Genomic DNA, 20,462 nt, shown 5'->3' with positions numbered 1-20,462 from the left:
CCCCCCCCCCCCCCGCCCCCGGGGGGGGGGGGGGGGGGCCGGCCCCCCCCCCCCGCCCCCCCCCACGGCACTAGCTCGCTCCGCCGCAGGTCATAACCCTGTTGGGGTCAGATCGGGTTGGCGGGAAGCCAGGGTGCTGGATGAGCTGCGCGGGGCGGCGGTCGTCGGCTAGAAGTCGAGGTCGCTCAGGCCCTGGGCGGCGAAGGCACTGATGAGGTGGTCCATGACCAGCTCCTCGACCTGGCCGCTGGTGAGAAGTTCGACCGGGCTGGTGCCCGTACGACGGACCTTCCAGCAGCCGTCACCCGCCGACTCGGCGCTGATGATGTAGCGGTGCCGGGTGAGGACGACCATGAAGTCGGAGACGATGTCGTGGGCGGCGAGAACGGGGTTGCTCACGTTGCTCCTTGGGATGGGAAGAGGGAGGGTCACCGAGTGTGTGGCGGGGGCCTGTCGGTGCGCAGTGCTTGCAGGACCTTGCCGACCTTCTGGTTCGAGGCGGTGAGGCCCTGCTCACGAATCGCGGTGGCCACTACGGCTCGTGTGACCCGGCCGGCGTTCGCTGCCGCCACTCGTCCGATCCGCAGCAGCTCGGGATCCGGACCGTCCCCACCGGACCGAGAGGCCGGACCGTCCCCACCGGACCGAGAGGCCGGACCGTCCCCACCGGACCGAGAGGCCGGACCGTCCCCACCGGACCGAGAGGCCGGACCGTCCCCACCGGACCGAGAGGCCGGACCGTCCCCGCCAGACCGAGGAGCCAGACCGTCCGCTGGTGGGTTCAGGTCTGTGCGCCGTCGGATACGGGCGGCAAGGCGGTCACGCAGGCGAGTGCCTTGGCGGTGGGCACGGAGTTTGTCCGCAGCGGACCGAGGAGCGTACGGACGGTCCGTGCCGGTAGTCAGTTCTGCCCGAGTGGTCTGGCTGGCGCTGTGGTCCAGCGTTTCGACGGGGGCTGCCTTGCGAAGGGAGGGTGTGGGGTCAGTGATGCGTCCGAGGGTGATTGCCTCGGGGGAGCTGGCCGGCTGTTGGTCGGAGGCGGGGTTGGTCTGTGGCTGGGCTCCTCCGTGGCGGGTGATGATGATGCCGAGGTGGACGGCGCCGGCGAGGGCGAGCGGGGCGATGGTGCTCAGGGATCCCACGGCTACGTCGCCCAGCCGCAGGCTTTTCGCCTGGCCGGCCTGCTCGTTGAGGCGGATGGCGTGCAGGGCGTTGGCCCATACGCTGGTGCCGGTGGCGCTGGCGAACAGCGCCCACGTGTAGGCGCGGGCGGTCCAGGGGGCTTCCCGCAGGAGCACCAGGGCCCGTACGCCGTAGGCGATGAAGCCGTCGACGACGACCGGGAAGGCGTAGCTGAGCTGTCCGCGAACGTGGATGGCCTGGGCCATCTGCTGGAGCGCATCGTAGGAGAGGGCGAAGCCGAAGGCACCGAGGACGCCGATCGCTGCGATGTCCCACGGGGAGACGTTGGCCCGGCGGTTGATCATGCGGCCACCGACGGGGTGGCTGCGGCGGAGCGGCGCAGTTCGGCGGCCAGGGCGATCTCGTCGGCACGCATGCTCCTGGGCATGATCTCCATTTGGGTGGCGGCCCGACTGCGGCGCTTGGCAGCGGCCTTGTAGCCGATGCCGAGAGCTTCGGACCAGGTGGCGATCGGAATGTCGGCGTCGAGTGCGACACGGACGACAGCTCCCTTCTCGCGTTCGGTCAGGTTGGGGCGGGTGGTGCTGGCGAGGGTGGCACGCACACGGTCGATGTCGATTTGACGGTCGCCCCAATGCTTGATGATCTCGGTCAGCTGGTCCTCTGTGCGGCCACCGCGGATGCCGAAGCGGATGCCACACTCGATGGCGTCTTCGAGACAGGCATCGCGCACCGGGCACTGGGTGCACAGGGCAAGGGCCTTGCGACGGTCGGGTGACTTGGGCGAGGCGAAGAAGATGTCCGGGTCGGGATGGCAGGCACAGGCTGCTTCCAGGCGCCAGCGCGGGTCGTGGCGGCCGGGGAGGAGGACGGTGGCTTCGAAGGCAGGAGAGGTAGTGGTCATTCGGGGCTGTCTCCGGTCGCGCCGCCGGGGCCGGGCGTGCGCGGGCAAGGCGTCTCCCAGGGGCGGCTCGGTCGGCCCCGTACGGGAACGCGGCGGGTCAGGAGAGGGGTGCGCGGCGCCGGTCGGGTCCGGCGAGGATGGCCTTGTGGCACATCTGTCGCAGGCGGCTGGCGGTACGGTCGCCGAGCAGGCCGGCCAGTTCGGCCGGGGTGATGTTGCTGGTGATGATGGTCGGCAGGTGCTGCTCGTAGCGGTAGTTGACCAGCCGGTAGGTGGTCTCCTCGGTGAACTCCGAGGCGCGGCCGGCGCCGAGGTCGTCGACCAGCAGCAGCGGGACGCGCTCGAGCTCCCGCATCTCGCGTTCGGCATCGGCACCGGGGCGCGGTCGCATCATCGCGTGCAGGGTGACCGAGGTGACGGCCTGCCAGCGCAGGCGGACTCCTGCGGCGAGCAGGGAGCGGATCGCTCCGTAGGCCTGGTGGGTCTTGCCGGTGCCGGTCCCGCCGAGCAGCAGCAGCGAGTGGGCGCGGGCGATGCCGAGCTGGCCCTCGGGGCCACGGTGAGCGGCCTGCTTGACGTGCTCGGCCCATGCGAGGACCTGGGGGTCGTCGGCCAGGGCGGCCTGGAAGCGCGGCGGGATACGGGCGGCAGCCAGCTCCAAGGCGTCCCGGTTCGGCTGCGATGTTGTCGTCCGCTCGGGGACGCCGATCACCGAGGGGTCGACGCCCAGGCGGGCGAAGCGGTCCACGAGATGGTGCAGGGTGGCGCCGGCGCGGCGCGGGTCGCGGCCGGCCATCACAACTCCCCGGCGTAGGCGGCGGCCCCGGCCGCCGGGTTGGTCCATGCCTGGTAGGTGGCCCCAGGTCGGGATCGGCGCCGGGTGAGGGCCTCCTGCACGAAGGACTCCAGGGCGGTGGGCCCCTTGGGGTTGGCCGCGAGCAGTTGCAGGCCCATCCGGACCTGCTCGACGGTGTACCCGGCGGAAAGGAGCTGGTGGATCTCGCGCCCCAGGTGCCCGCGGAACCGGTCTGTGGGCATCTGCGGGCAGGTGCGGACGTACTCGGCGACCAGGGCGTTGGCCCCTGTGACGTTCGGGTGCAGTGCGGCGACACGCTCCGGTGCGGGATCGGCAGGCGAAGTGGCCTCGGCAGGCACGGCGGAGCCGTCCCCCGGAGGGACAGATCCAGGATCCGTGATCCTGGATCCGTTCCAGGAGGGTGTCCGGGAGTCCGGCAGCGGCTCTTGCACTCCGGTGTTCGGGTGTTCGCCGTCCGGGTTCTGCGCGGAGGCGGAGTCCATCATGTCCTGGTTGTCGGCAAGGACTTCCTGGTACGAAGTGGAGGCGGTTGCGGAGGCCTGGGCCGTCTCCCCGGCCGGGGTCTTCCTGCGAGGGCTCCGGGTGGCGGTCTGCGCGGCGGCGAGGGCTTCCTCGATCTGGTGGAGAGGGCAGGCCGCCAGCCGAGACTGGGACGGCTTGTCGATTCGCTGATGCTTGTTGAAGTTGACGACGTGCAGGAGTTCCTCGCCGGCGTCCTCCGGGTTCACGTAGCGGCAGACCAGACCGACCTCGGTGAGCTGGCGCAGGTCGTCCTCGACCCTCTCTGAGATATGGACGCGGCCGTCCCAGGACTTCTTGCGCTTCCAGATCAGCCCGCGCACGATGCCGGCATCGTCCAGGTGGCGGCCCTTGTCGTCCACGTAGTTGAGCAGGTAGATGAAGGTTCGTTCGGCCGTCAGTGAGACCTCGGCGAGCTTTGCATCGCGGCTCATCTCCGGTTTGTGGGTCCGGATGCGTCCGTCGTGGGTGGCCATCAGCGCACCGCCGCCACAAGACGGCCGACCGGAGCAATGCGCCCGGTGGCGAGGTTGACGTCACGCTGGGGGCACCGGTCGAGTCCGGGCAGGTCTCCGGCGACCCAGCAGGCCACGGCCTGCTCGACCTCCAGGAGGAGAGGGATCTTGCCACGGCCGGGGCCGTAGGCATGGGCCGTCCAGAGGCAGTGCGGTCCGGAAACGCTGACGCGAACGGCCTCGGCTTGGGGGCCGACCGCGCCGAGCACGGCGCTGATCATGCCGATGGCACTGGGGGACACGGCTGCACAATTTGCACTGTCGGTCACGGAATAGCCGATGTGGCCGCTTCCGCCTGTACTCAGGGTTGCAAACATGACAGACTCCCTTGCTGCTGGAGCAGGCGGCCGGGCTCGTGCAAAGGCAGGCCGTTCTGCTCGGAAGTGATGCACGCGCGACTGACGTGCACGACCGGCGCCCTGGAGTTCCCGCTCCTGGGCGCCTTCGTCGTCAGGCCGACTGCGCGTAGGGCTGCTTTCGGTGGCTCACGATTCACATCGGACAGGCACGGGACCGGGATCCCGGCTCTTCCCGGAGCAACGTTCCCACCCCCGATACAGCGTCAGAAGTGATCGGCCGTGCCGATATTGATATCGTCGGGGTCGTCGATGGACCGGACCCCTTCCCCACAGGAACCCCCACCGAGCCGCATCAACACGAAATCCCCCTCACGGAATGCCGCTCCCCGCGGCGCAAGAACGACGCTATGTCGATCGCTGTCTACCGGTCAACAAGCCCAGGAAATCTACATGGGCAGTGGACTCGACCAAGGGAATCCCTCCCTCTTTCCGACCACCCTAAGCAACCCCTTCGACAAAGAGAATAGATCCACCTTTCCACCCGGAGGAAGTGCAGCGGAAGGGCATGCGGGACCGCCCGCCAACAATTCACGAGGCGATTCGCGGCGGTCCGGGCATCGGCGGACGCCAACCTCGGGGCCTCCACGGAGGCGGGCACCGGCGGGGCATCACCTTGCGAGAGCACACGCCCAGGGGAGCAGCACCCCTGCTTCCGCGGGATCCCCCGACTCCGCTTGGTCGCGCGCTCCCACGTCATACCCACCCCGACCCCCTCGGTCGCACCAGCACACAGGCATGGCAAGCTGTCCACCAGCACTTGCGTACCTTGGTCCGACTCTGCCGCGATCAAGCTACACCAGAGTCCGGACAGAAGTGGGACCTGGTTACGCAATCGCGGGCGCACGGCGCCTCCAGGGCGCACTAAAGTGCACCCATCACTGGCGACTCAACGGAGCGGAACCATGAGCGACCTGGGGGGCTCATCACTGCGGGACCGGCTGAACCACCTGTTCGCCACCCGGCACCCCAAAGGCCGAGGGGCCTGGACCAACGCAGAGGTGGCCGCGATGACGGCCGAGCACGCGCGGGCCACGGGCAACCCCAGCGCGGAGATCAGCGCAAGCCTCATCCAGAAGCTACGGACCGGCGCGAAGGACAACCCCACGGCCGCCACCCTCAGGGCGATGGCCAGGGTTTTCGGCGTGCGCGCCTCCTACTTCATCGACGACGACGAGCCGCTGCTGCTGCAGGAGGCCTCACCGGCGGCCACTCCTGAACAGATCCAGGCCCTTCTGCGCGACCACAGCGCCCTGGCCCTGGCCGTGCGCACGAACGGCCTCTCCGAGGCCGGCCTCGGCTTTGTTTCGGCCGTGATCGAACACGCCCGCAGCATGGAAGGCCTACCGAACGAAGACCGGCCGGCCCTCCAGCCTCCGCCGGCCCTGCCCTAGCAGTCGGGATCACGCTCTCCGCACCCTTCGGCGAACCTGAACACCCGTCATGTTAATTTTCCATAACGGGCGAGGTTACCGAGAGTGGCCACCGATGTCCATTTGGGGATGGATGTCGTCGACTGGATGCTGTCACAGCGTAATGAACCATGACTCTCCGCAGTCTCCGTATCGGCTCCGGCCTAGGGATGCCGACAAGGATCCGCAAGAACTTGCATGCGCTCGCATAGGATGAACCGCTTCCACGGGGCGATAAAAGGAAGCTCCCGGCCATCCCCATGGAACGGAAATGCGACTCTGGCGCAGGAAGAAGAAGCGGGCCGACGGGAGATTCCACCAGGCCCTCGCAGAGCTGAGCATTCCGACACCCTTTTCCATAGAGCAGTTCTGCGCGAATATCGCTGCCGCCCGCGGCCGACCGATTGAGATCCACTCCATGGAAGTGGGGAAGAAAGCGGCAACGGCCCCCTGCGGGCTGTGGATCGCCTTCAAGAAGGTCGATGTCATCTTCGTGGAGGAGGCCACCAGTCCGCTCCACCGCTCCCACATCATCCTGCACGAGCTGTGCCACATGCTGCTGGGACACTGGGGCCTGCCTAGCACTGACGCCGCCTCTCCCGCAACGGACGGCCCCCGTGCCGACGCAGATGAGCTGCCGTTCTCCCTCTCCGAGTTCCTCGCGGTCGAGGAGTGGCCCGCCGTCCCGCACGGGGCGATCCTCAGCATCCTCGGCCGTACGAGCTACACAACCGAGCACGAGCAGGACGCCGAAGCGCTGGCCGGCGTCGTTGCCAAGATGATCCGCAAAGCGGAGGCCGCCGCGAGCGGGCCGAGGGACGAGCTCATGAACCACCTGATGAACGCCTTCGGAAAGGCATAGGCGACCGTGTTCTACGCCAACATGGCGACCGCGGTGCTGCTGTGGCTCATCACCCTCTGGCGGGCCCCCGGGGCATGGCGAAACCCGCAGAAGAGGCCTTTGTGGTCGGCCTTCGCGATCCTTGCCACCGAGATGCTCTTGTCAAGCGACAGTGCCATCCTCTGGTTCGACTCCGCCACCGGGATCAACAGCGGCTCCGCCCTGGTCAAGCACATGTGCGCCGTCGTCGCGGCCGGCTGCGTGGTGGCCTTCCTCGCCGGTGCCGTCGCAAGCAGCACCGGGGAGAAGGACCGTCCCGACGGACGGGCTTCGCGGTACGCCCATGCCCGTACGGTAATCCCCGCCGTCACCGTGCTGGTCATGGCCGTACTGTTCGCCTGGATGGAGCGGCCCCGGGAAGAGATCGACCTCTTCGTCGCCTACCCGCGCGACTCGTGGGTGCTGGCCTACAACATCACGTGGATCACCTACTTCGGCTGGGCCATGCTCACCGCCGCACGCCTGTCCTGGCAGTGGTCGCGCCGGCCGGGGCCGCCCCTTCTCCGCTACGGGCTCACCCTCATCTGTGCCGGGACAAGCATCGGCATCGTCTACGCCGCCCACCGCCTGAGCATGCTGCTCATCCCCCGGCTCGGACTCCACCCGCTGCCAGCCGGCGTGAACCACACCCTGAACGTATTCCTGGCTGTGGTCCCACTCCTGCTGATCGCCGTGGGCAGCACCATGCCCGCCGTCCCGAAGCTCCACCAGGCTCTGGCTCACCACTACGACCACGTCCTGCTGTACAGCCTCTGGGACACCCTGACCTCGACAGCACCGCACGTACGCCTCGAGGAACACCCCGGCCGGCTACGCGACATGCTCGCTCTCCTCGCACCACGTGAACGTCTCTACCGACGCACCATCGAGATCCGGGACGCCATCCTCGTCCTCGGCGACAACACGACCCTCTCGGTTCGCCTACGCGCAGCGGACCACGTCGAGGACGCCGGCATCCCTGAGTCCGAGCTGGTGACCGCCGCGGAAGCATGCTGGATCCGCGCCGCCAGCGAGGCCCGCAAGGCCGGCCACTTCGTCGCCGGAACTCTCGAACCCCCCGAGCGCGCGGGAGGCGACCTCGACACCGAGGTCCGCGTCCTGCGCACCCTCTCGGACGCCTACTTCTCCCCCGTTACCGCCGACTTCGCCCGCCAACACGTCGCCCGTCTCACCTCCCCCGGAGCATCTCCTGTGGCCACCTTCTCCCCGCCCGCACCGCCGGCCTGGCCCGACTGCACCCGCACCCAGAAGGCGGCCCGGCTCTTCACCGAAGCCCTCGCCCCGGCAAACCTCGTGATCGTGCTGCTCCTGCTGATCGGCTGGCACAGCACCATGACCTGGTCAGGCCTGGGCTGGGGCCTGGTCGCGGCCCTGTTCTGCGGCGTGATCCCGATCAGCATCGTGCTGCTCGGCGTGAAGCGGGGCGAGCTGACGGACAAGCACATCCGCGTGCGGCGGCAGCGGATGGTCCCGATGACCCTGAGCCTGCTGTCCGTGGTGGCCGGTATCGTCCTCCTCTACCTCCTCGGCGCACCGAAGGACGTGTCCGCGCTGGTCGTCGCCATGCTGGTCGGCCTGGCTTCCTCCCTCGCCGTCACCGTCTGGTGGCAGATCTCGATCCACAACTCCGTCGCGGGCGGCACCGTCATGATCCTCCTACTGGCCTTCGGGCTACCGATGCTCCCGGCCGTCCTGGCAGCCGTCGCGATCGGCTGGTCCCGCTTGGTGCTCAAGGCCCACACACTGCCGCAGGTCCTCGCCGGTACCGCCCTGGGCGGCACCGCAGCGCTCGCCTTCGTGCTGCTCCGCTGACAGCCGTCCTGCCCCAGCAGACACCACTACCGGCAGCGCATCGACCTGGCCCGGCCTTCCTCTCCCTGTCATCGATGGGCCCCGGCGATCTGCTTCGACCGGCGTATCGCCTCTCGGGCCTGCGCTGCGCCAACCACCGTATGCCGCTCTCCGAGCCCGACCGCGACCACGTGCACGGACTTACCGGTGCAGGGCCCGCACAGCCCCAGGCGCGGCATCGGGACCTTGCACTCGTCGCACTCGTGCCCTGCCGAAGCGGGCGCGGGCTGCTTCGGGCCCGGCACGGGCGGCAGCTTGCGCTCCAGCCGGGATCGGATCACTGCCTCCGGGGAGTGGATCGTCTCCGGCAGGCCGCTCAGCAGGGCCGCCCCGAGCGCCGCAGGTCCACAGCCCGCCGCAGTCCACTGCGCCACCAGCGGGGCCAGCTTCACCAACTCTGCCTCGCCCAGCGGCAGCCTCGGCTGATCCTTCAGCACCCGGTGCAGCAGCAGGGCGGCCGTCTTCCGGGGCTCGTCAAGGTCGTCGATCGAGGGCTTCGCCCACCCGCCCGTAGGTCTCGGCTGCCGGACGGTAGGCGCCGCGGCCAGGCCTTTGTCATCGGCGGAGGCAGGGAGGGAGGGTTCTTTCTCTCTGTTCTTTACACCAAGGACGCCAGCATCACCGGAGCCCGCTGCACCGGACGCCGGACGGGGCACACTCGGCTCCACCTGCGGCACCGCCACCCCGATCAGCTCCTTGGCCTCCTCCAGACCCGGCAGCTGCGGGGTGTCGTAGACGTGGGCCTCGGAGCGGATCCGGCCGTCGGGCATCCGGATCTTCTCGACCCTGTAGAACCCGGCCTGGATCAGCTCCTGCAAGGCCTTGCGAATCGCCGCGCGACTCTGCGGGCTGGTGTCGGCCATGTGTCGGGCATCCTCCCGCCAGCCATCCGGGCGTGACAACAGGTCCGCAAGGAGACCGCGGGCGGTGTAGGACAGCTTTCGGTGCTGGACGAGGGCGTTGGGCAGCACGATGAAGTTGCGCGCGTGCGCGCTACGATGAACCTGCAAGGGAGTTAGCGCTCCTGTTGCCGGACCCCGGGGTGTTGACGCACCGCCGGGGTCACCTGTGTTCTATTGGACTACGGACCATAACGGGGAAACCCCGCACCGATCCAGCCTGACCCTAGCGACCTCGATCACATGCGTGAGGTCGATCATCGGGTCCAAATCCTCTTCTTAGCAGCAAAGTTGACGTAGGCGGACTGCACTCGGTCTGCAAGTCGCAGCTTCTACCGGGCCGCCGGAGCCATGAAGGTCAGGTTTCGTGGCGATGGCCCCCGAGAGCCAGATGCTCGATGCGGGCCGCGAGGGCGGGGTCGGATCCGGTCCGGCCGAGGAAGCACGAGGTGACGGTGCGGACCGCCCCTGCCTCGACCCCGCGCATGCTCATGCACAGGTGTTCTCCCTCGGCCCAGACCGCGACGTCGTCCGTACCGGCGGCCTTCGCGATGTCCGCGGCGACGTCGTGGGTGATGCGTTCCTGCATCTGGAGGGCGTGGGCGTGGACGCGGAGCTGTCTCACGAGTTTCGACAGGCCGAGTACGCGGGCCTGGGGGATGTAGGCGATGGTGACATGGAGGCGAAAGGGCAGCAGGTGGTGCTCGCACAGGGACCAGGCCTCGATGCCGCGCAGGAGGACCAGGCCGTCGTGGGTGTCGGTGCGACTGAAGGTGGTGCCGAGCGTCCCGTGGTCGTGGTCGAGGAAGTCGCTCCACCAGGCGGCTACGCGGCGGGGCGTGTCGCGCAGGCCGTCCCGGTCAGGGTCTTCGCCGAGAGCGAGGAGGAGTTCACGGGTGAGCTGTTCGATGCGCCGGGTGTCGACGGAGGGTCGGGTCTGGCGGGGTATGACGCTGGACATGGTGCTCCTGTCGGAGGAGGACGGTTCGCAGAAGGTGCCGGGCGCGCGGCAGCCGGCAGATGGACAGGCCGGGTCAGAGCTGGGTGGCGCCGGGGAGGCGGCCGAGGACGGGTACGGCGGTGAACGCCTCGGCGTAGGGGGTGCCGATCCGGGCGCCCCAGAGCCGGCCGAGGTGTTCGGCCATCGGGCCGAAGTGGTCGTCGATCGGCTGGCTGGCGTGCTCGCGCAGTGCGGCGATCTTGGTGTGGAACGTGGCGGTGACGTCCACGATGGTGTCGGCCGTGAGCGGGCCGTCGAGGGTGAGGCTGTTGTAGGTGTCGCAGGTGTAGACGCGTCGCGGGTGTCCGGTGGCGATGACCGGCTCAGGCAGGGCGGCCAGGACCGTTCCGGCGACGCGGCGGTGGTCGGGGTGGACGTCGCGCAGCGGGTGCGTGATCACGACGTCCGGGCGCAGGTCCATCAGGAGTTGGTGGAGAGCGGGCACGTCGAGGGCGTCGGCTTGGTGCAGGAGTGTGCCGAGGACCCGGGCCCCGGCGGCGGCTTCGGCGTCGCGCTGGGGGCTGTGGTGGGCGACGGCGACGGTCACCGGGGCGTGGGCGGCGTGGTGGGCGAGGGTGCCGCCGGCCCACAGTTCGGCGTCGTCGGGGTGCGCGAAGACGGCCAGGACGGAGCCCGGCAGGCCGGTCACCACAGGCCCAGCTTCTCGACGATGTCGGTGGCCTTGGGCGGGCGCGGGCCGGCGGTGCCGGTCAGGGCGTAGGGGACGGTGAGGTCCCGCTTCACCGTGATCATCGAGTGCCAGCGCAGGACGTTCCGCCAGTTCGCCGTGATCGTGGCGCCCCTGGCACCCTGGAGCCGTCCGGAGGCGGGGAGGCCGTCCAGCGTCATGCCGTCCGCCAGCAGACCTGCGGCGATCTTGGGGCCGACGCCCTTCACTCCGGGGATGTTGTCGGCCGGGTCGCCGGTCAGCGCCCGGTACGCCGGCCACTGCTGCGGCGTGACGCCGTACCGGTCGGTGACCTCGTCGGCGGTGATCAGGCGCCGGGTGGCGGCCCGGGACCGGTTGATGATCTTGATGTTGGGGTCGGTGAGGAGCTGGTAGAAGTCGGCGTCGCGGGACATGATCCGCACCGGCCGGGTGGTGGCGGCCCGGGTGGCGAGGGTGGCGATCACGTCGTCGGCCTCCTGGTCCTCCATCTCGACCCAGGGGAGCTGGGCGAGGTCGAGGCCGTTCTTGACCGACTGGAGGAACTGCAGGGGCTTGAGGGCTTCGGGGGTCTGCTCGCGGTTGGCCTTGTAGTCGGCGTCGGCGGCGACGCGTTCGCCGGTGCCGCTCTGGCCGTCGAAGACGACGACGACCTCGGGCGGGTCCGTGTCGACGTCGTCGCGCAGGGTGGCACCGAGAAGGGCGAAGAAGGCGAACAGGCCGGTGAGTTCGCGCTGCTTGTCGCGGGAGAAGATGGGGGCGGGGAAGCCGAACGTCCCGGCCCACAGCACGTTGAACCCGTCAACGATGAACAGGGGTGCGGGGGTTGCGTCAGGTGTTCCGGGCATCACGAGACCGCCTCAACGAAGAGTTCAGCGATCCGGTGGGGGGCGTAGTCGCCTGCGCGCCGGTACACGGCCTGTGTAGTCGCGCCGTACAGTATGGCATCGTCCAGCAGCGCGGATGTGGCCTTCAGGAGCGCGTGGGGCCCGGCGTCGTGGTCGACGAGCATGTGTTCGCCCGCGGGTTCGACGAGGTCGGGCAGGTTGCCGACGCGGTAGGCGATGACGGGCGTGCCGACGCTCATGGCCTCCAGCGCGACGAGGCCGAAGGTCTCCTTGTGGCTGGGCACGATGACGGCCGCGGCTCCGGCGAGCCAGCCGGGCACCTCGGACCAGGGCAGGGCGCCGCGCAGGCTGACGGTGGGGCACTGGCCTGCGAGGTGCCGGCAGCGGTCGAGCAGGTGCTGCTGGGAGCCGGTGTGGTCCTCGAATCCGGCACAGGCGAGGGCGATCTCCACGGGCTGGCCGAAGCCGGGCAGGGCTTCGAGGAGTTCGGCGACGCCCTTCTCGGGGCCGAGGCGGGCCAGGACGCGTACCGGGGCAATGCGGCGCAGACTCTCGCGCTGGTCGGCGTGCGGTGCGGGACGCTCGGCCGGGTCGGTCATCAGGGCGTTGGGAACGATGCGGCCGGGCCGGGCCCAGCCGACGGCCTGGCTCTGGGCGGTGGCGGAGGGGAAGAGGACGCGGGTGGCGCGGGCGACGGCGGGCCCGGCGTCGACGACGTGCGGCGGGACGTGGACCGCCAGGGCCCGGCGGACGTGACCGGGGAAGTCCCCGCGCAGCCGGCCGAGGCCCCACAGGGCGTCGGTGAACAGGACGGTGTCGATGCGGTGCCTCAGGATCATGGCGCGGATCTGGGCGGAGAGTGATCCATCCTGACGGGTGACGGCGTGACGCAGGGTCTGGTCGTCACACGGGAAGGTGACGCCCTGGATGTCGAGCTGGTCGACGGTGACGCCGGGCAGGGGCTCGGTGTCGGGCTGGGGTGCGGCGGTGGCGATGACCGGGTGGTGGCCGGCCTGGGCGAGGCCCAGGGCGAGGGCAGCGGTGGCCCGTTCGATACCGGCGGGCGCGTCGGGAGCCCAGGAGGCGAGGACGAGCAGGACGCGGCGGGGGGCTCTGTCAGGCACGGGCGGGCACCTTCACCTGGAAGGAGATGGGCATCGGGCGGGTCGGGCCGTCGTGGGGCGGCTCCCAGGGGAAGTGCACCCAGTCGTCGACGTCCCAGATCCACCGGTCGGGCTGCACTGCCGTGCCGGTGTTGCAGCACAGTGCCGCGCACTCCAGGGAGGCGCTGGTGGGCAGTCGGTCGGCGAGGGCTTCGCGGACGGCGGTGAAGGTGGCGCCGGAGCCTGCGATGTCGTCGACCAGCAGGGTGCGGCCCTTGAGCCGGGTGGGGAGGTCGGCGGGCAGTTCGACGGTGACGCGGCCGGTGGCCTGCTGCCACGGCTCGGGGCCGGTGTTGTGGCGGGCGAGGACCGTGAACCGGGGGACCTTGAGGTACTCGGCGATGACGGTGGCCGGGCGGGTACCGCCGTTGGCGATGGCGATGACGCGGGCGACGGGGCCCGGGTGGGTGCCGATGGCGGACTCGGCCAGGAGCCAGGCGGCATCGATGCACTGGCTCGCGGTCGGGGCGAACGCCGCGGTGCGGGTGAAGACGCGCAGGCCCGCCGCCGGGCGGGGTGCCGGTGAGGTGGTCATGGGTGTGCTCCGGTTCAGGCGGCGGGCGAACGGAGGTCGTCGGGCCCGGTGATGGGGATGAGGGCGGTGATGGCGGTGGCTCCGCCGGTGTTGCGCCAGGCGTAGCCGTCGGCGCGCAGCACGGTGAAGCCGTCGGCGCTGTCGCGGGTGCGCAGCCGAACTCGGATGCCGGTGGGGACGGTGAGGTCGGCGACGAGGTCGCGGGCCTGGTCGTCGGTGAGCATCTGCTGGTCGGCGAGGGCTGCGCCGTCGCCGATGGGGAGCATCTGGAGGAAGGTGACGCCTCCGGCGCCGAGCTGGGCGGCCCGGTGCAGGAGGTCTTGGGCCTCGTGCCGGTTGGCGCGCATGAGGACCATCTGCAGTTGGACGCGCAGTCCTTCGTCGACGGCGGCGCGGATGCCCGCGATGGCGCGCCGGTAGCTGTCGGGGCCGCGCCAGGTGTCGTGGGTGTGTTCGGTGGCGCCGTCGAGGGAGACGCGCACGGCGTCGACCGCGCCGACGAGTTCGGGGGCCCGGCGGGCGAGGTGCCAGCCGTTGGTGGTGCAGCTGACCGCCATCGTTCCCGCGTCACGGATCGCGCGGGCGAGGTCGGGCAGGTCGCGCAGCAGCAGGGGCTCGCCGCCGGAGAGGTCGACTCCGAGGACGCCGGAGCGGGCGATGTGCCCGGCGAGTTCCTGGCGCTCGGCGGGGGTGGACTCTCGCACGCCCTTGTCGTCCAGGCACTGGGGGCAGGTGAGGTTGCAGCGCACGATCGGCGACCAGCACATGCTGAACGGGACAGTGGGCGTGAGCTGGCCGGGGGCCGGCTCGGGCCAGGCGGCGACCTGCTGGTCGTCGAGGGCAACGCGGCCGGTCGGGATGGACCGGGGTGGCAGATGGTTGGTGCCCACGGCGGGGTCGTGGGCCACGGTGGTGCCGGCCACGAGGGCGGCGGCGAAGGTGCGGATCATCGGGTGATCACCTCGGCGTCGGACAGGTGCTGGTCGGTGGCGGTGGTGAAGTCGTCGGTGCGGCCGGTGGGCGCGGGACGGGTGAGCAGGGTGCGGTAGCGGTCGAGGGTGCCGGGCCAGGCGGCGAGCTTGGTCTGCCACTGGGCGGCGGCGTCCGGCGGGTCGAGGTGGAAGCCGACGGCCTGGCGCAGCGGGATGACAAGGCAGCCGGAGGCGATGAGGGCGGCGCCGAGGTGGGTGTCCTCCATGCCCCAGCCGATCCGGCCGAACGTCTCGTCGAGGCCGCCGATGTCCACGACGGCCGCGCGGGGGGCGGCGAGCAGGGCGGTGACGGCCATGCGGGGCAAGTCCCAGTCGTAGTAGGAGCGGCCGTGTCCGAGGGCCTGGAAGTCGCCGGTGGCGTCCAGAGGGCGGCCGTCCAGCGGCTCGGTCAGGGTGATCCCGGAGTAGGGCAGCAGGGTGTTGATCGGCGGGGTCCAGGTGACGCGGTGGTCGGCCGCGAGCTGCGGGGGCCCGTCGGGGAGGACTGGGGCGGCACACGGCCCGGCGGGGTGGGGCACGTTGTGTCGGAACCCGGTCAGGACCGTGTCGTCTCGGACGCGGGCGGCGACGTCAGCCAGGACGTGGTTGGGCAGGACCATGTCGGCGTCCAGGTAAAGGACCGTCGGGGCGCTGGCCAGGCGGGTGCCGACGTTGCGGGCCACGGCCGCGCCGGACGGCCGGGCGAGGCGGACCAGCGTGCGGACGGCCAGGTGCATGCGGGCGACGGTGAAGGTGGTGTCGGTGGAGGCGTCGTCGACGACGATCACCTCCACCTGGCCATCGGTCTGCTGGGCGGCGAGTGCGTCCAGGACATGGGGCAGGGCGTAGGCGGTGTTGCGGGCCGGGACGACGACGGACAGGGCCGTCCCGGCGGCGAGGTGGGCGGGGGTGGGCTGGTGCCAGGCCAGGGTGGTGTGGGCGGTGAAAGCGTCGGTGATGGGGCGGTGCTCGTTCGGGCGGGCGCGCAGGGCGTCGGCCAGGGTGGGGCCGGTCACGGCCACCTCCAGTCGTCGAGGACGGCGGCGGCCTGCGGCCAGCCGCGGGGGTCGCCGACCCAGTGCAGGGCCGGGCAGTCGGCGCGGGCGGTCAGGTCCGCAAGGAGGGTTACGTAGGCGGGTTCCAAGACGAGGAGGATCCGGTCCGGGACGCCACCGGTACGGAACTCCTCGGCCAGTTGCTCGGCGACCTTGGGCCGCACGATGCTGGCCTGATGAGGGGTCAGCGGCCGCTCGTAGAAGGGCAACGGGGTGTCCGCCGTGACGAGCCCGTAGGCGGCGGACAGGAACCGCACCCGCCGCCGCGTGTCCGGGTGCCCGGCGACCCGCTCCCGCAGCTGCGGGGCGATGCCGCCGGTGTACCGGTCCAGGGCGGGCAGCAGCCGCTTGGAGCGGTTCTTGCGGCGTGAGCAGCCCGCGATCACCAGGTCCCGGGCCGTCATCGTGTCCTCACCGCTCGCACACCGATCCCGGGCGAGCGCAGTTCCTGCGGGGCCGCGTTGAGGAAGGTGCAGCGCGCGTACAAGGGCAGGGAGGCGAGGGAGCCGCCGCGGATGACCGCGCCGTCGCCGATCGTCACCGAGCCGGTCCACTCCCAGGTATTGCCGGCCATGTCCCACAGGCCGCCCGGGGTGGCGCCGCGGGGGTAGGCGTCGACCGGGGTGGTGGTGCCGGGGCCGCCGCGCAGGTTGGCCCGGGTCGCATCCGGTTCGTCGCCGCCCCACGGGTAGCGGCGCCGCTCGGGGCCGGAGGCGGCCCACTCCCACTCCACCGAGCGGGGGAGCCGTCCGCCGAGCTCGGCGGCCAGGTCCCGGGCCTGCTCGTGGGTGAGGCCGGTCAGCGGCCGGTCGTCGTCCCCGTCCCCGAGCTGGGCGGTGGTCAGCGGGGTCGCGGTCCATTCGAGGTCGGCCACGGTCACCGGCCGGGACCGGTCGCCGAACAGGCACACCCCGCCGGGCACCGGCACCCACACGATGCTCCGGGCATCGAGCAGCGGGCTCATCCGGCGATCAGGAAGAGATCTTCCGTCCTCACGTCCCGACGGATGCCGCTCTTGCCGGGGTGAGCCGTGAGGCCGCAGGCCCCGAGGACGGACACCACGTCCGCCATCGCGTCCTCGGCGACGGCCCGGTCCCGAGCGAAGATGCAGTAGTTGTCGCAGAACCTCACGACGGGATGCCCGGTAAGGAGGGTGTCCACCCGCGACAGCCGCAGGTTGATCAGCATCGGGGACAGGGCGGTGCCCGGCATGATCGGGTACGGCAGCGGCTCCAGCACGCGCTGGAACAGCGCGAGGAACGCGCCGTCCGCGACGTGGGCGGCCAGCCAGCCGGTGATCTCCTGGGCGCTGGATCCGGCGGAGGCCTGCTGTACGTCCACGTCCGCCACCCATCGCAGGCCCGCCGCCACGTGCCGGTCGGCGTCGCGCAGCGCGGTGATCCGGTTGCGGCCCGCCCGGTAGCCGGACACCCAGTCGGCGAGGGCCCGTCGTTCGAGAACGGGTTCGATGGCGTTGCGCATGGCCCGCTGGACGACCCGGTCGGCGACCGTGGGGATGACGGCGGTGAACTCCTTGCCGGTGTAGGTGGTGATGACGACCTCTCGCACCGGGGAGGGCTGCCAGGTGCCGGCCCGCAGCTCGGCGGCGAGAGCGTCCAGCCGACCCTGCATACCCCTGCGGAACTCCGACCAGGACATGCCGTCGGCCCCCGCCGCACCGCCGCGCCGCATGCAGGCCCGCGCCGCCGCCTTCAGATGGCAAACCTCCACGAGGTACGGCATCAGCGAATGTGCCCGAGGCGAAAAGGAGTTGGATATAGTGGGGGATGCCTGGGCGGCAGGAACGATCCCGCTCCCCCGATACACGACCTGGCCGCTACCCCACACACGCGGCCCCGGGGAGTCTGCGGAACGACGGCCCCGCTCAGGCGTTTCGATGTCAGCGCCCACGTGCATCCTCCCAGATGAGCGTGTGCAGCCGCGTGCTGAGGTTCCAGCCCCGCGCGAGGACCGCGTCGGCCAGGCCGCGCATCCCCTCCAACACGGCCGCGCTGGATGTGCCCTCCGGCATCACCCACACCGACCCGAGGCCGTACTCCCCGACGAGGGCCGAGATCTCCTCCAGTTCGCCGGGCTCCTGCACGACGAACTTGAAGCGTGCCTTCCCGCAGTCGGCCAGCGCCCGCAGAGCCCTCGGGCTGATCCGCCAGTCCCCCGGCGCGGCGAAACGGGCCAGTTTCGGCGAGACGTTGAACGCCTCCACCCGCTCGACAACCTCGGGCAGCGGCGGGATCGTGCCGTTCGTCTCGATCTCCACCCGGTATCCGGGCAGCAGACGCAGCAGCGGCAGCAGGGCGCGTTGCTGCATCAGCGGCTCGCCGCCGGTGACGACCAGCCGCTCCCCGGGCCGGCCGGTCAGCCAGTCGGCGATCTCCCGGGCGGTGTGGTGCCGGGCGACGTCGGCGGGGTCGAATCGGCTGCGGTCCCAGGTGTCCGGGGTGTCGCACGGCGGGCAGTGCAGGTTGCAGCCCCACAGGCGCAGGAAGTGCGTGATCCGGCCGGTGCTGGGGCCCTCCCCCTGGAAGGTCGGGCCGAACCGCTCCCGCACGAGTAGGGGCCGCTCCACGGCTGACGGCGGCAGGAGCAGGGACGGGGCGGTCACCGGATCACCTCGAACTCCGCCATGGACGTCGGCGTCTCCGAGACCCGCACCGCGGCCAGCACCCCGTGGATGCCCGGCTCGACATGCTCGACGAACCAGCCGGCCAGGTGCTCGGCCAGGTTCTCCGACGTCGGAACCAGCGGCAGCACCTCGTTGAGCACGCGATGGTCGAGCTCCGCGTCGATGTACGCCTTCACCGGCGTCAGCTCCCCGAAGTCCGTGACGAACCCGGGCCCGTCCAGCTCCTCGGCGGTGAGCACGAAGGTGACTTCGTAGGAGTGACCGTGCATCCGCGCGCACTGGTGGCCAGGCTCCAGGCCGGTCAGGAGGTGCGCCGCATCGAACCGGAACGTCTTGGAGATCCGGTGGCGCCCCCGAACCTCGCTCACCGGCCCGCTCCCGTCGGGGCCACCGCGTACGCGGTCGGGTCGGCGACACCGGCGATCTCGAACGCCTCACGCCGCTCGGTGCACGTTCCGCACGTCCCGCAGTGCAGCTCCCCGCCCTTGTAGCAGGACCAGGTCAGCTCGAACGGCACACCGACCTGGCGGCCGATCGTGACGATGTCGGCCTTGGTGAGGTCGAGGAACGGGGCGAGCATGCTGAAGCCAGCCGCGAGGAAGCCCTCGTTGCCGGACAGGGCTGCCTGCGTGACCAGGTCGAAGAACTCCTCACGGCAGTCCGGATAGATCGGATGGTCCCCCGCGTGCGCGCCGAAGGCCACCGCGTCGGCGCCCACGGCGACCGCCAAGCCGACCGCCACCGACAGCATGATCATGTTTCGGTTCGGCACCACCGTGGCCCGCATGCTGGCGTCGGTGTAATGCCCGTCGGGAACCGGGACGGCGGCGTCCGTCAGGGCCGAGCCGCCCAGCAGCCGCCCGACACCGGTCAGGTCGACCAGTTCGTGGCGGGCCGCCAGCAGGCCGGCCAAGGCCGCGGCGTGCTCCAGCTCCTTGCGGTGCCGCTGCCCGTAGTCGACCGACAGCAGGGTGAGCTCGGTGCCCTGATCGGCAAGCCAGTAGGCCAGGGTGGTGCTGTCCAGCCCACCGGATGCGATCACCACCGCGTGCCGCGGCGGGTAGCTGAGTGCGGTCATCTCCGTACGTCTCCTCTGTGTTGTCGTTCTCATCGACGGACCTGCTGTCCGGTGTTGTTGACGCGCAGGACCCATCCCCTGGCCTGGTTGGAATCGCCGACAGTCCGTGATCACGGGAAGCGTTGGGCCTCCTGACCTTCGCCCGCGGCATACGTCTGCTGCTTCGGCCGGTCGCCTCGGCCCCTCAAGGGCATGCGATGCTCGGCCCATAAGCGTCAGGGCGAGTATTCGTAAGGTTCGCCAGGAGCAGAGCGGGTCAGATCGGCCATGTGACGCCTCTCCCGGGAAGGATCGGTTCGTCCCCCGTACTGACCTGGGCGGTGAAAATGTAAGTGGCTCGATCGTCGTGCAACGTCAGGGAGTACGATTCCCCGGCCAAGAGCGCGTCCATCGCCGCAGCCGCCGCATCAAGATCGTCGGCCCACACCCTCACCGACTGCGAGTGCTTCAGATCGAACTGGTCGGCAAGCTGACCCACGCGCATCTGCATCCAGCGCACCGCTCGTCTGGCGTCTCGGGCGATGTGGACACCGAACAGGACCGACCGGCCCGCACCTTGCGGGTAGGCGATGGCGCTGCACCAGTAGGTGATCGGCAGCAGCTCGACAACGCGCTCACCGACGGCATCGCGCTCCGAACTCCATCGGCGCGCGGGGCCGCCGTCCTCCTGTGGGACGACTCGAACCGACGGACATACGACTGCTGCCGCACGCCGGCGGCCGGACCCGAACCCCAGAGCATGACGCAGACGGATCCCCGACCTCATGCGGCTGCCTCTGGCAGAGCCCTGAGCAGCACCCTCGCGCACACCTTCTTGCTCTCCTTCATCGTCACGACGTTCACGTCCTCTGCCAGGTCCCTGACGATGAGCAGACCCCGTCCACGTTCCCCGCGAGGACAGGACTCCTGCGGAGGAAGCAAGTCCGGCCTGCGATCGACGACTTCAATCAGGCAGTCACCGTCGACCTCCCGCAGGTGCACCTGCACCTCGTCACACGCCTCGCTGGCGTGCTCGACCGCATTGGCCACCAGCTCGGAGCAGATGACCAACAGGTCTACGAGCCGGTCGGTGTCCGACCACCCCCAGGTGGCCAGGACTTCCCGGAGCTGGCGTCGGGCCATGGGAACCGACTGCGGGTCGGCGCCGAACACTTGATGCCACTGGTTCATCCGCTGAGTCACCA

At 70.5% G+C, this 20,462-nt stretch carries 25 protein-coding genes; 3 read left to right on the top strand and 22 right to left on the bottom strand.

Annotated features, from left to right (window positions below; all coding sequences use genetic code 11):
- Positions 1-168: 168 nt before the first annotated feature.
- The 6 genes from SNE206_RS26400 to SNE206_RS26375 all read right to left on the bottom strand — a co-directional run bounded on the left by SNE206_RS26400 (position 169) and on the right by SNE206_RS26375 (position 4,140).
- The gene (locus SNE206_RS26400; RefSeq protein ID WP_407915993.1) at positions 169-399 is read right to left on the bottom strand and encodes a hypothetical protein; all 231 of its coding nucleotides are present in this window, start codon (positions 397-399) and stop codon (positions 169-171) included.
- A 29-nt stretch (positions 400-428) separates the two neighbouring features.
- Positions 429-1,487 (bottom strand): DUF2637 domain-containing protein, encoded by a 1,059-nt coding sequence (locus SNE206_RS26395; RefSeq protein ID WP_407915992.1) that lies wholly within the window; start codon positions 1,485-1,487, stop codon positions 429-431.
- Complete coding sequence (locus SNE206_RS26390) at positions 1,484-2,047, bottom strand: WhiB family transcriptional regulator (protein WP_407915991.1); 564 nt, start codon at positions 2,045-2,047, stop codon at positions 1,484-1,486. The genes SNE206_RS26395 and SNE206_RS26390 overlap by 4 nt, the downstream gene beginning before the upstream one ends.
- 97 nt (positions 2,048-2,144) lie before the next feature.
- A complete protein-coding gene (locus SNE206_RS26385; protein ID WP_407915990.1) occupies positions 2,145-2,843 on the bottom strand; it encodes an ATP-binding protein in 699 nt (232 codons plus the stop codon).
- Complete coding sequence (locus tag SNE206_RS26380; RefSeq protein WP_407915989.1) at positions 2,843-3,817, bottom strand: hypothetical protein; 975 nt, start codon at positions 3,815-3,817, stop codon at positions 2,843-2,845. Before SNE206_RS26380 ends, SNE206_RS26385 begins: the two co-directional genes overlap by 1 nt.
- A gap of 41 nt (positions 3,818-3,858) precedes the next feature.
- Positions 3,859-4,140, bottom strand: coding sequence for a hypothetical protein (locus SNE206_RS26375; protein WP_407915988.1), 282 nt, complete (start codon positions 4,138-4,140; stop codon positions 3,859-3,861).
- 1,019 nt (positions 4,141-5,159) lie between these two features.
- Between SNE206_RS26375 and SNE206_RS26370 the strand changes: the two genes are divergently transcribed.
- The 3 genes from SNE206_RS26370 (at position 5,160) to SNE206_RS26360 (ending at position 8,379) form a co-directional block, all read left to right on the top strand.
- The gene (locus SNE206_RS26370; RefSeq protein ID WP_407915987.1) at positions 5,160-5,648 is read left to right on the top strand and encodes a hypothetical protein; all 489 of its coding nucleotides are present in this window, start codon (positions 5,160-5,162) and stop codon (positions 5,646-5,648) included.
- Positions 5,649-5,937: 289 nt separating this feature from the next.
- Complete coding sequence (locus SNE206_RS26365; RefSeq protein WP_407915986.1) at positions 5,938-6,528, top strand: hypothetical protein; 591 nt, start codon at positions 5,938-5,940, stop codon at positions 6,526-6,528.
- Positions 6,529-6,534: 6 nt separating this feature from the next.
- Entirely contained in the window at positions 6,535-8,379 is a 1,845-nt protein-coding gene (locus SNE206_RS26360) for an MAB_1171c family putative transporter (RefSeq protein ID WP_407915985.1), read from the top strand.
- A 68-nt stretch (positions 8,380-8,447) separates the two neighbouring features.
- Here the strand turns inward: SNE206_RS26360 and SNE206_RS26355 are convergent, their stop codons facing one another.
- The 16 genes from SNE206_RS26355 to SNE206_RS26280 form a co-directional block, all read right to left on the bottom strand.
- Positions 8,448-9,428, bottom strand: a complete 981-nt coding sequence (locus SNE206_RS26355; protein ID WP_407915984.1) for a hypothetical protein — start codon at positions 9,426-9,428, stop codon at positions 8,448-8,450.
- 247 nt (positions 9,429-9,675) lie between these two features.
- Entirely contained in the window at positions 9,676-10,278 is a 603-nt protein-coding gene (folE, locus tag SNE206_RS26350) for a GTP cyclohydrolase I (protein WP_407915983.1), read from the bottom strand.
- A 73-nt stretch (positions 10,279-10,351) separates the two neighbouring features.
- Entirely contained in the window at positions 10,352-10,966 is a 615-nt protein-coding gene (locus SNE206_RS26345) for a PIG-L deacetylase family protein (protein ID WP_407915982.1), read from the bottom strand.
- A complete protein-coding gene (locus tag SNE206_RS26340) occupies positions 10,963-11,832 on the bottom strand; it encodes a 5'-3' exonuclease H3TH domain-containing protein (protein ID WP_407915981.1) in 870 nt (289 codons plus the stop codon). The genes SNE206_RS26345 and SNE206_RS26340 overlap by 4 nt, the downstream gene beginning before the upstream one ends.
- Positions 11,832-12,956 carry a glycosyltransferase family 4 protein gene (locus tag SNE206_RS26335; RefSeq protein ID WP_407915980.1) on the bottom strand — a complete coding sequence of 375 codons (1,125 nt, stop codon included), beginning with the start codon at positions 12,954-12,956 and terminating at the stop codon, positions 11,832-11,834. Before SNE206_RS26335 ends, SNE206_RS26340 begins: the two co-directional genes overlap by 1 nt.
- A complete protein-coding gene (locus SNE206_RS26330; RefSeq protein WP_407915979.1) occupies positions 12,949-13,530 on the bottom strand; it encodes a phosphoribosyltransferase in 582 nt (193 codons plus the stop codon). The genes SNE206_RS26335 and SNE206_RS26330 overlap by 8 nt, the downstream gene beginning before the upstream one ends.
- 14 nt (positions 13,531-13,544) lie before the next feature.
- Positions 13,545-14,480 (bottom strand): radical SAM protein, encoded by a 936-nt coding sequence (locus SNE206_RS26325; protein ID WP_407915978.1) that lies wholly within the window; start codon positions 14,478-14,480, stop codon positions 13,545-13,547.
- Complete coding sequence (locus SNE206_RS26320) at positions 14,477-15,517, bottom strand: glycosyltransferase family 2 protein (protein WP_407915977.1); 1,041 nt, start codon at positions 15,515-15,517, stop codon at positions 14,477-14,479. The genes SNE206_RS26325 and SNE206_RS26320 overlap by 4 nt, the downstream gene beginning before the upstream one ends.
- The gene (locus SNE206_RS26315) at positions 15,514-15,960 is read right to left on the bottom strand and encodes a hypothetical protein (RefSeq protein WP_407915976.1); all 447 of its coding nucleotides are present in this window, start codon (positions 15,958-15,960) and stop codon (positions 15,514-15,516) included. The genes SNE206_RS26320 and SNE206_RS26315 overlap by 4 nt, the downstream gene beginning before the upstream one ends.
- Positions 15,957-16,520, bottom strand: coding sequence for a formylglycine-generating enzyme family protein (locus SNE206_RS26310; RefSeq protein WP_407915975.1), 564 nt, complete (start codon positions 16,518-16,520; stop codon positions 15,957-15,959). The genes SNE206_RS26315 and SNE206_RS26310 overlap by 4 nt, the downstream gene beginning before the upstream one ends.
- Positions 16,517-17,188 carry a reverse transcriptase domain-containing protein gene (locus tag SNE206_RS26305; protein WP_407915974.1) on the bottom strand — a complete coding sequence of 224 codons (672 nt, stop codon included), beginning with the start codon at positions 17,186-17,188 and terminating at the stop codon, positions 16,517-16,519. Before SNE206_RS26305 ends, SNE206_RS26310 begins: the two co-directional genes overlap by 4 nt.
- Before the next feature lie 268 nt (positions 17,189-17,456).
- Complete coding sequence (locus SNE206_RS26300; protein ID WP_407915973.1) at positions 17,457-18,179, bottom strand: 7-carboxy-7-deazaguanine synthase QueE; 723 nt, start codon at positions 18,177-18,179, stop codon at positions 17,457-17,459.
- The gene (locus SNE206_RS26295; RefSeq protein WP_407915972.1) at positions 18,176-18,568 is read right to left on the bottom strand and encodes a 6-pyruvoyl trahydropterin synthase family protein; all 393 of its coding nucleotides are present in this window, start codon (positions 18,566-18,568) and stop codon (positions 18,176-18,178) included. Before SNE206_RS26295 ends, SNE206_RS26300 begins: the two co-directional genes overlap by 4 nt.
- Positions 18,565-19,278, bottom strand: coding sequence for a 7-cyano-7-deazaguanine synthase QueC (queC, locus tag SNE206_RS26290; RefSeq protein WP_407915971.1), 714 nt, complete (start codon positions 19,276-19,278; stop codon positions 18,565-18,567). Before queC ends, SNE206_RS26295 begins: the two co-directional genes overlap by 4 nt.
- A 256-nt stretch (positions 19,279-19,534) precedes the next feature.
- On the bottom strand, positions 19,535-20,044 hold the full coding sequence (locus SNE206_RS26285) for a hypothetical protein (protein WP_407915970.1): 510 nt from the start codon (positions 20,042-20,044) through the stop codon (positions 19,535-19,537).
- A complete protein-coding gene (locus SNE206_RS26280; RefSeq protein ID WP_407915969.1) occupies positions 20,041-20,448 on the bottom strand; it encodes an ATP-binding protein in 408 nt (135 codons plus the stop codon). Before SNE206_RS26280 ends, SNE206_RS26285 begins: the two co-directional genes overlap by 4 nt.
- Between the last annotated feature and the right edge of the window lie 14 nt (positions 20,449-20,462).

The organism is Kitasatospora sp. NE20-6, from assembly GCF_045862635.1.
Note: the sequence above shows the minus strand (reverse complement) of the source record. Positions and strands in the feature narration are given on the sequence as shown.

What these genes read in the sequence shown, in the direction of transcription:
- SNE206_RS26325 (WP_407915978.1), bottom strand. Translation starts at nt 14,480, where the DNA reads ATGATCCGCACCTTCGCCGCCGCCCTCGTGGCCGGCACCACCGTGGCC.
- SNE206_RS26395 (WP_407915992.1), bottom strand. Translation starts at nt 1,487, where the DNA reads ATGATCAACCGCCGGGCCAACGTCTCCCCGTGGGACATCGCAGCGATC.
- SNE206_RS26370 (WP_407915987.1), top strand. Translation starts at nt 5,160, where the DNA reads ATGAGCGACCTGGGGGGCTCATCACTGCGGGACCGGCTGAACCACCTG.
- SNE206_RS26305 (WP_407915974.1), bottom strand. Translation starts at nt 17,188, where the DNA reads ATGCAGGGTCGGCTGGACGCTCTCGCCGCCGAGCTGCGGGCCGGCACC.
- SNE206_RS26380 (WP_407915989.1), bottom strand. Translation starts at nt 3,817, where the DNA reads ATGAGCCGCGATGCAAAGCTCGCCGAGGTCTCACTGACGGCCGAACGA.
- SNE206_RS26310 (WP_407915975.1), bottom strand. Translation starts at nt 16,520, where the DNA reads ATGAGCCCGCTGCTCGATGCCCGGAGCATCGTGTGGGTGCCGGTGCCC.
- queC (WP_407915971.1), bottom strand. Translation starts at nt 19,278, where the DNA reads ATGACCGCACTCAGCTACCCGCCGCGGCACGCGGTGGTGATCGCATCC.
- SNE206_RS26315 (WP_407915976.1), bottom strand. Translation starts at nt 15,960, where the DNA reads ATGACGGCCCGGGACCTGGTGATCGCGGGCTGCTCACGCCGCAAGAAC.
- folE (WP_407915983.1), bottom strand. Translation starts at nt 10,278, where the DNA reads ATGTCCAGCGTCATACCCCGCCAGACCCGACCCTCCGTCGACACCCGG.
- SNE206_RS26390 (WP_407915991.1), bottom strand. Translation starts at nt 2,047, where the DNA reads ATGACCACTACCTCTCCTGCCTTCGAAGCCACCGTCCTCCTCCCCGGC.
- SNE206_RS26365 (WP_407915986.1), top strand. Translation starts at nt 5,938, where the DNA reads ATGCGACTCTGGCGCAGGAAGAAGAAGCGGGCCGACGGGAGATTCCAC.
- SNE206_RS26330 (WP_407915979.1), bottom strand. Translation starts at nt 13,530, where the DNA reads ATGACCACCTCACCGGCACCCCGCCCGGCGGCGGGCCTGCGCGTCTTC.
- SNE206_RS26385 (WP_407915990.1), bottom strand. Translation starts at nt 2,843, where the DNA reads ATGGCCGGCCGCGACCCGCGCCGCGCCGGCGCCACCCTGCACCATCTC.
- SNE206_RS26280 (WP_407915969.1), bottom strand. Translation starts at nt 20,448, where the DNA reads ATGAACCAGTGGCATCAAGTGTTCGGCGCCGACCCGCAGTCGGTTCCC.
- SNE206_RS26285 (WP_407915970.1), bottom strand. Translation starts at nt 20,044, where the DNA reads ATGAGGTCGGGGATCCGTCTGCGTCATGCTCTGGGGTTCGGGTCCGGC.
- SNE206_RS26340 (WP_407915981.1), bottom strand. Translation starts at nt 11,832, where the DNA reads ATGCCCGGAACACCTGACGCAACCCCCGCACCCCTGTTCATCGTTGAC.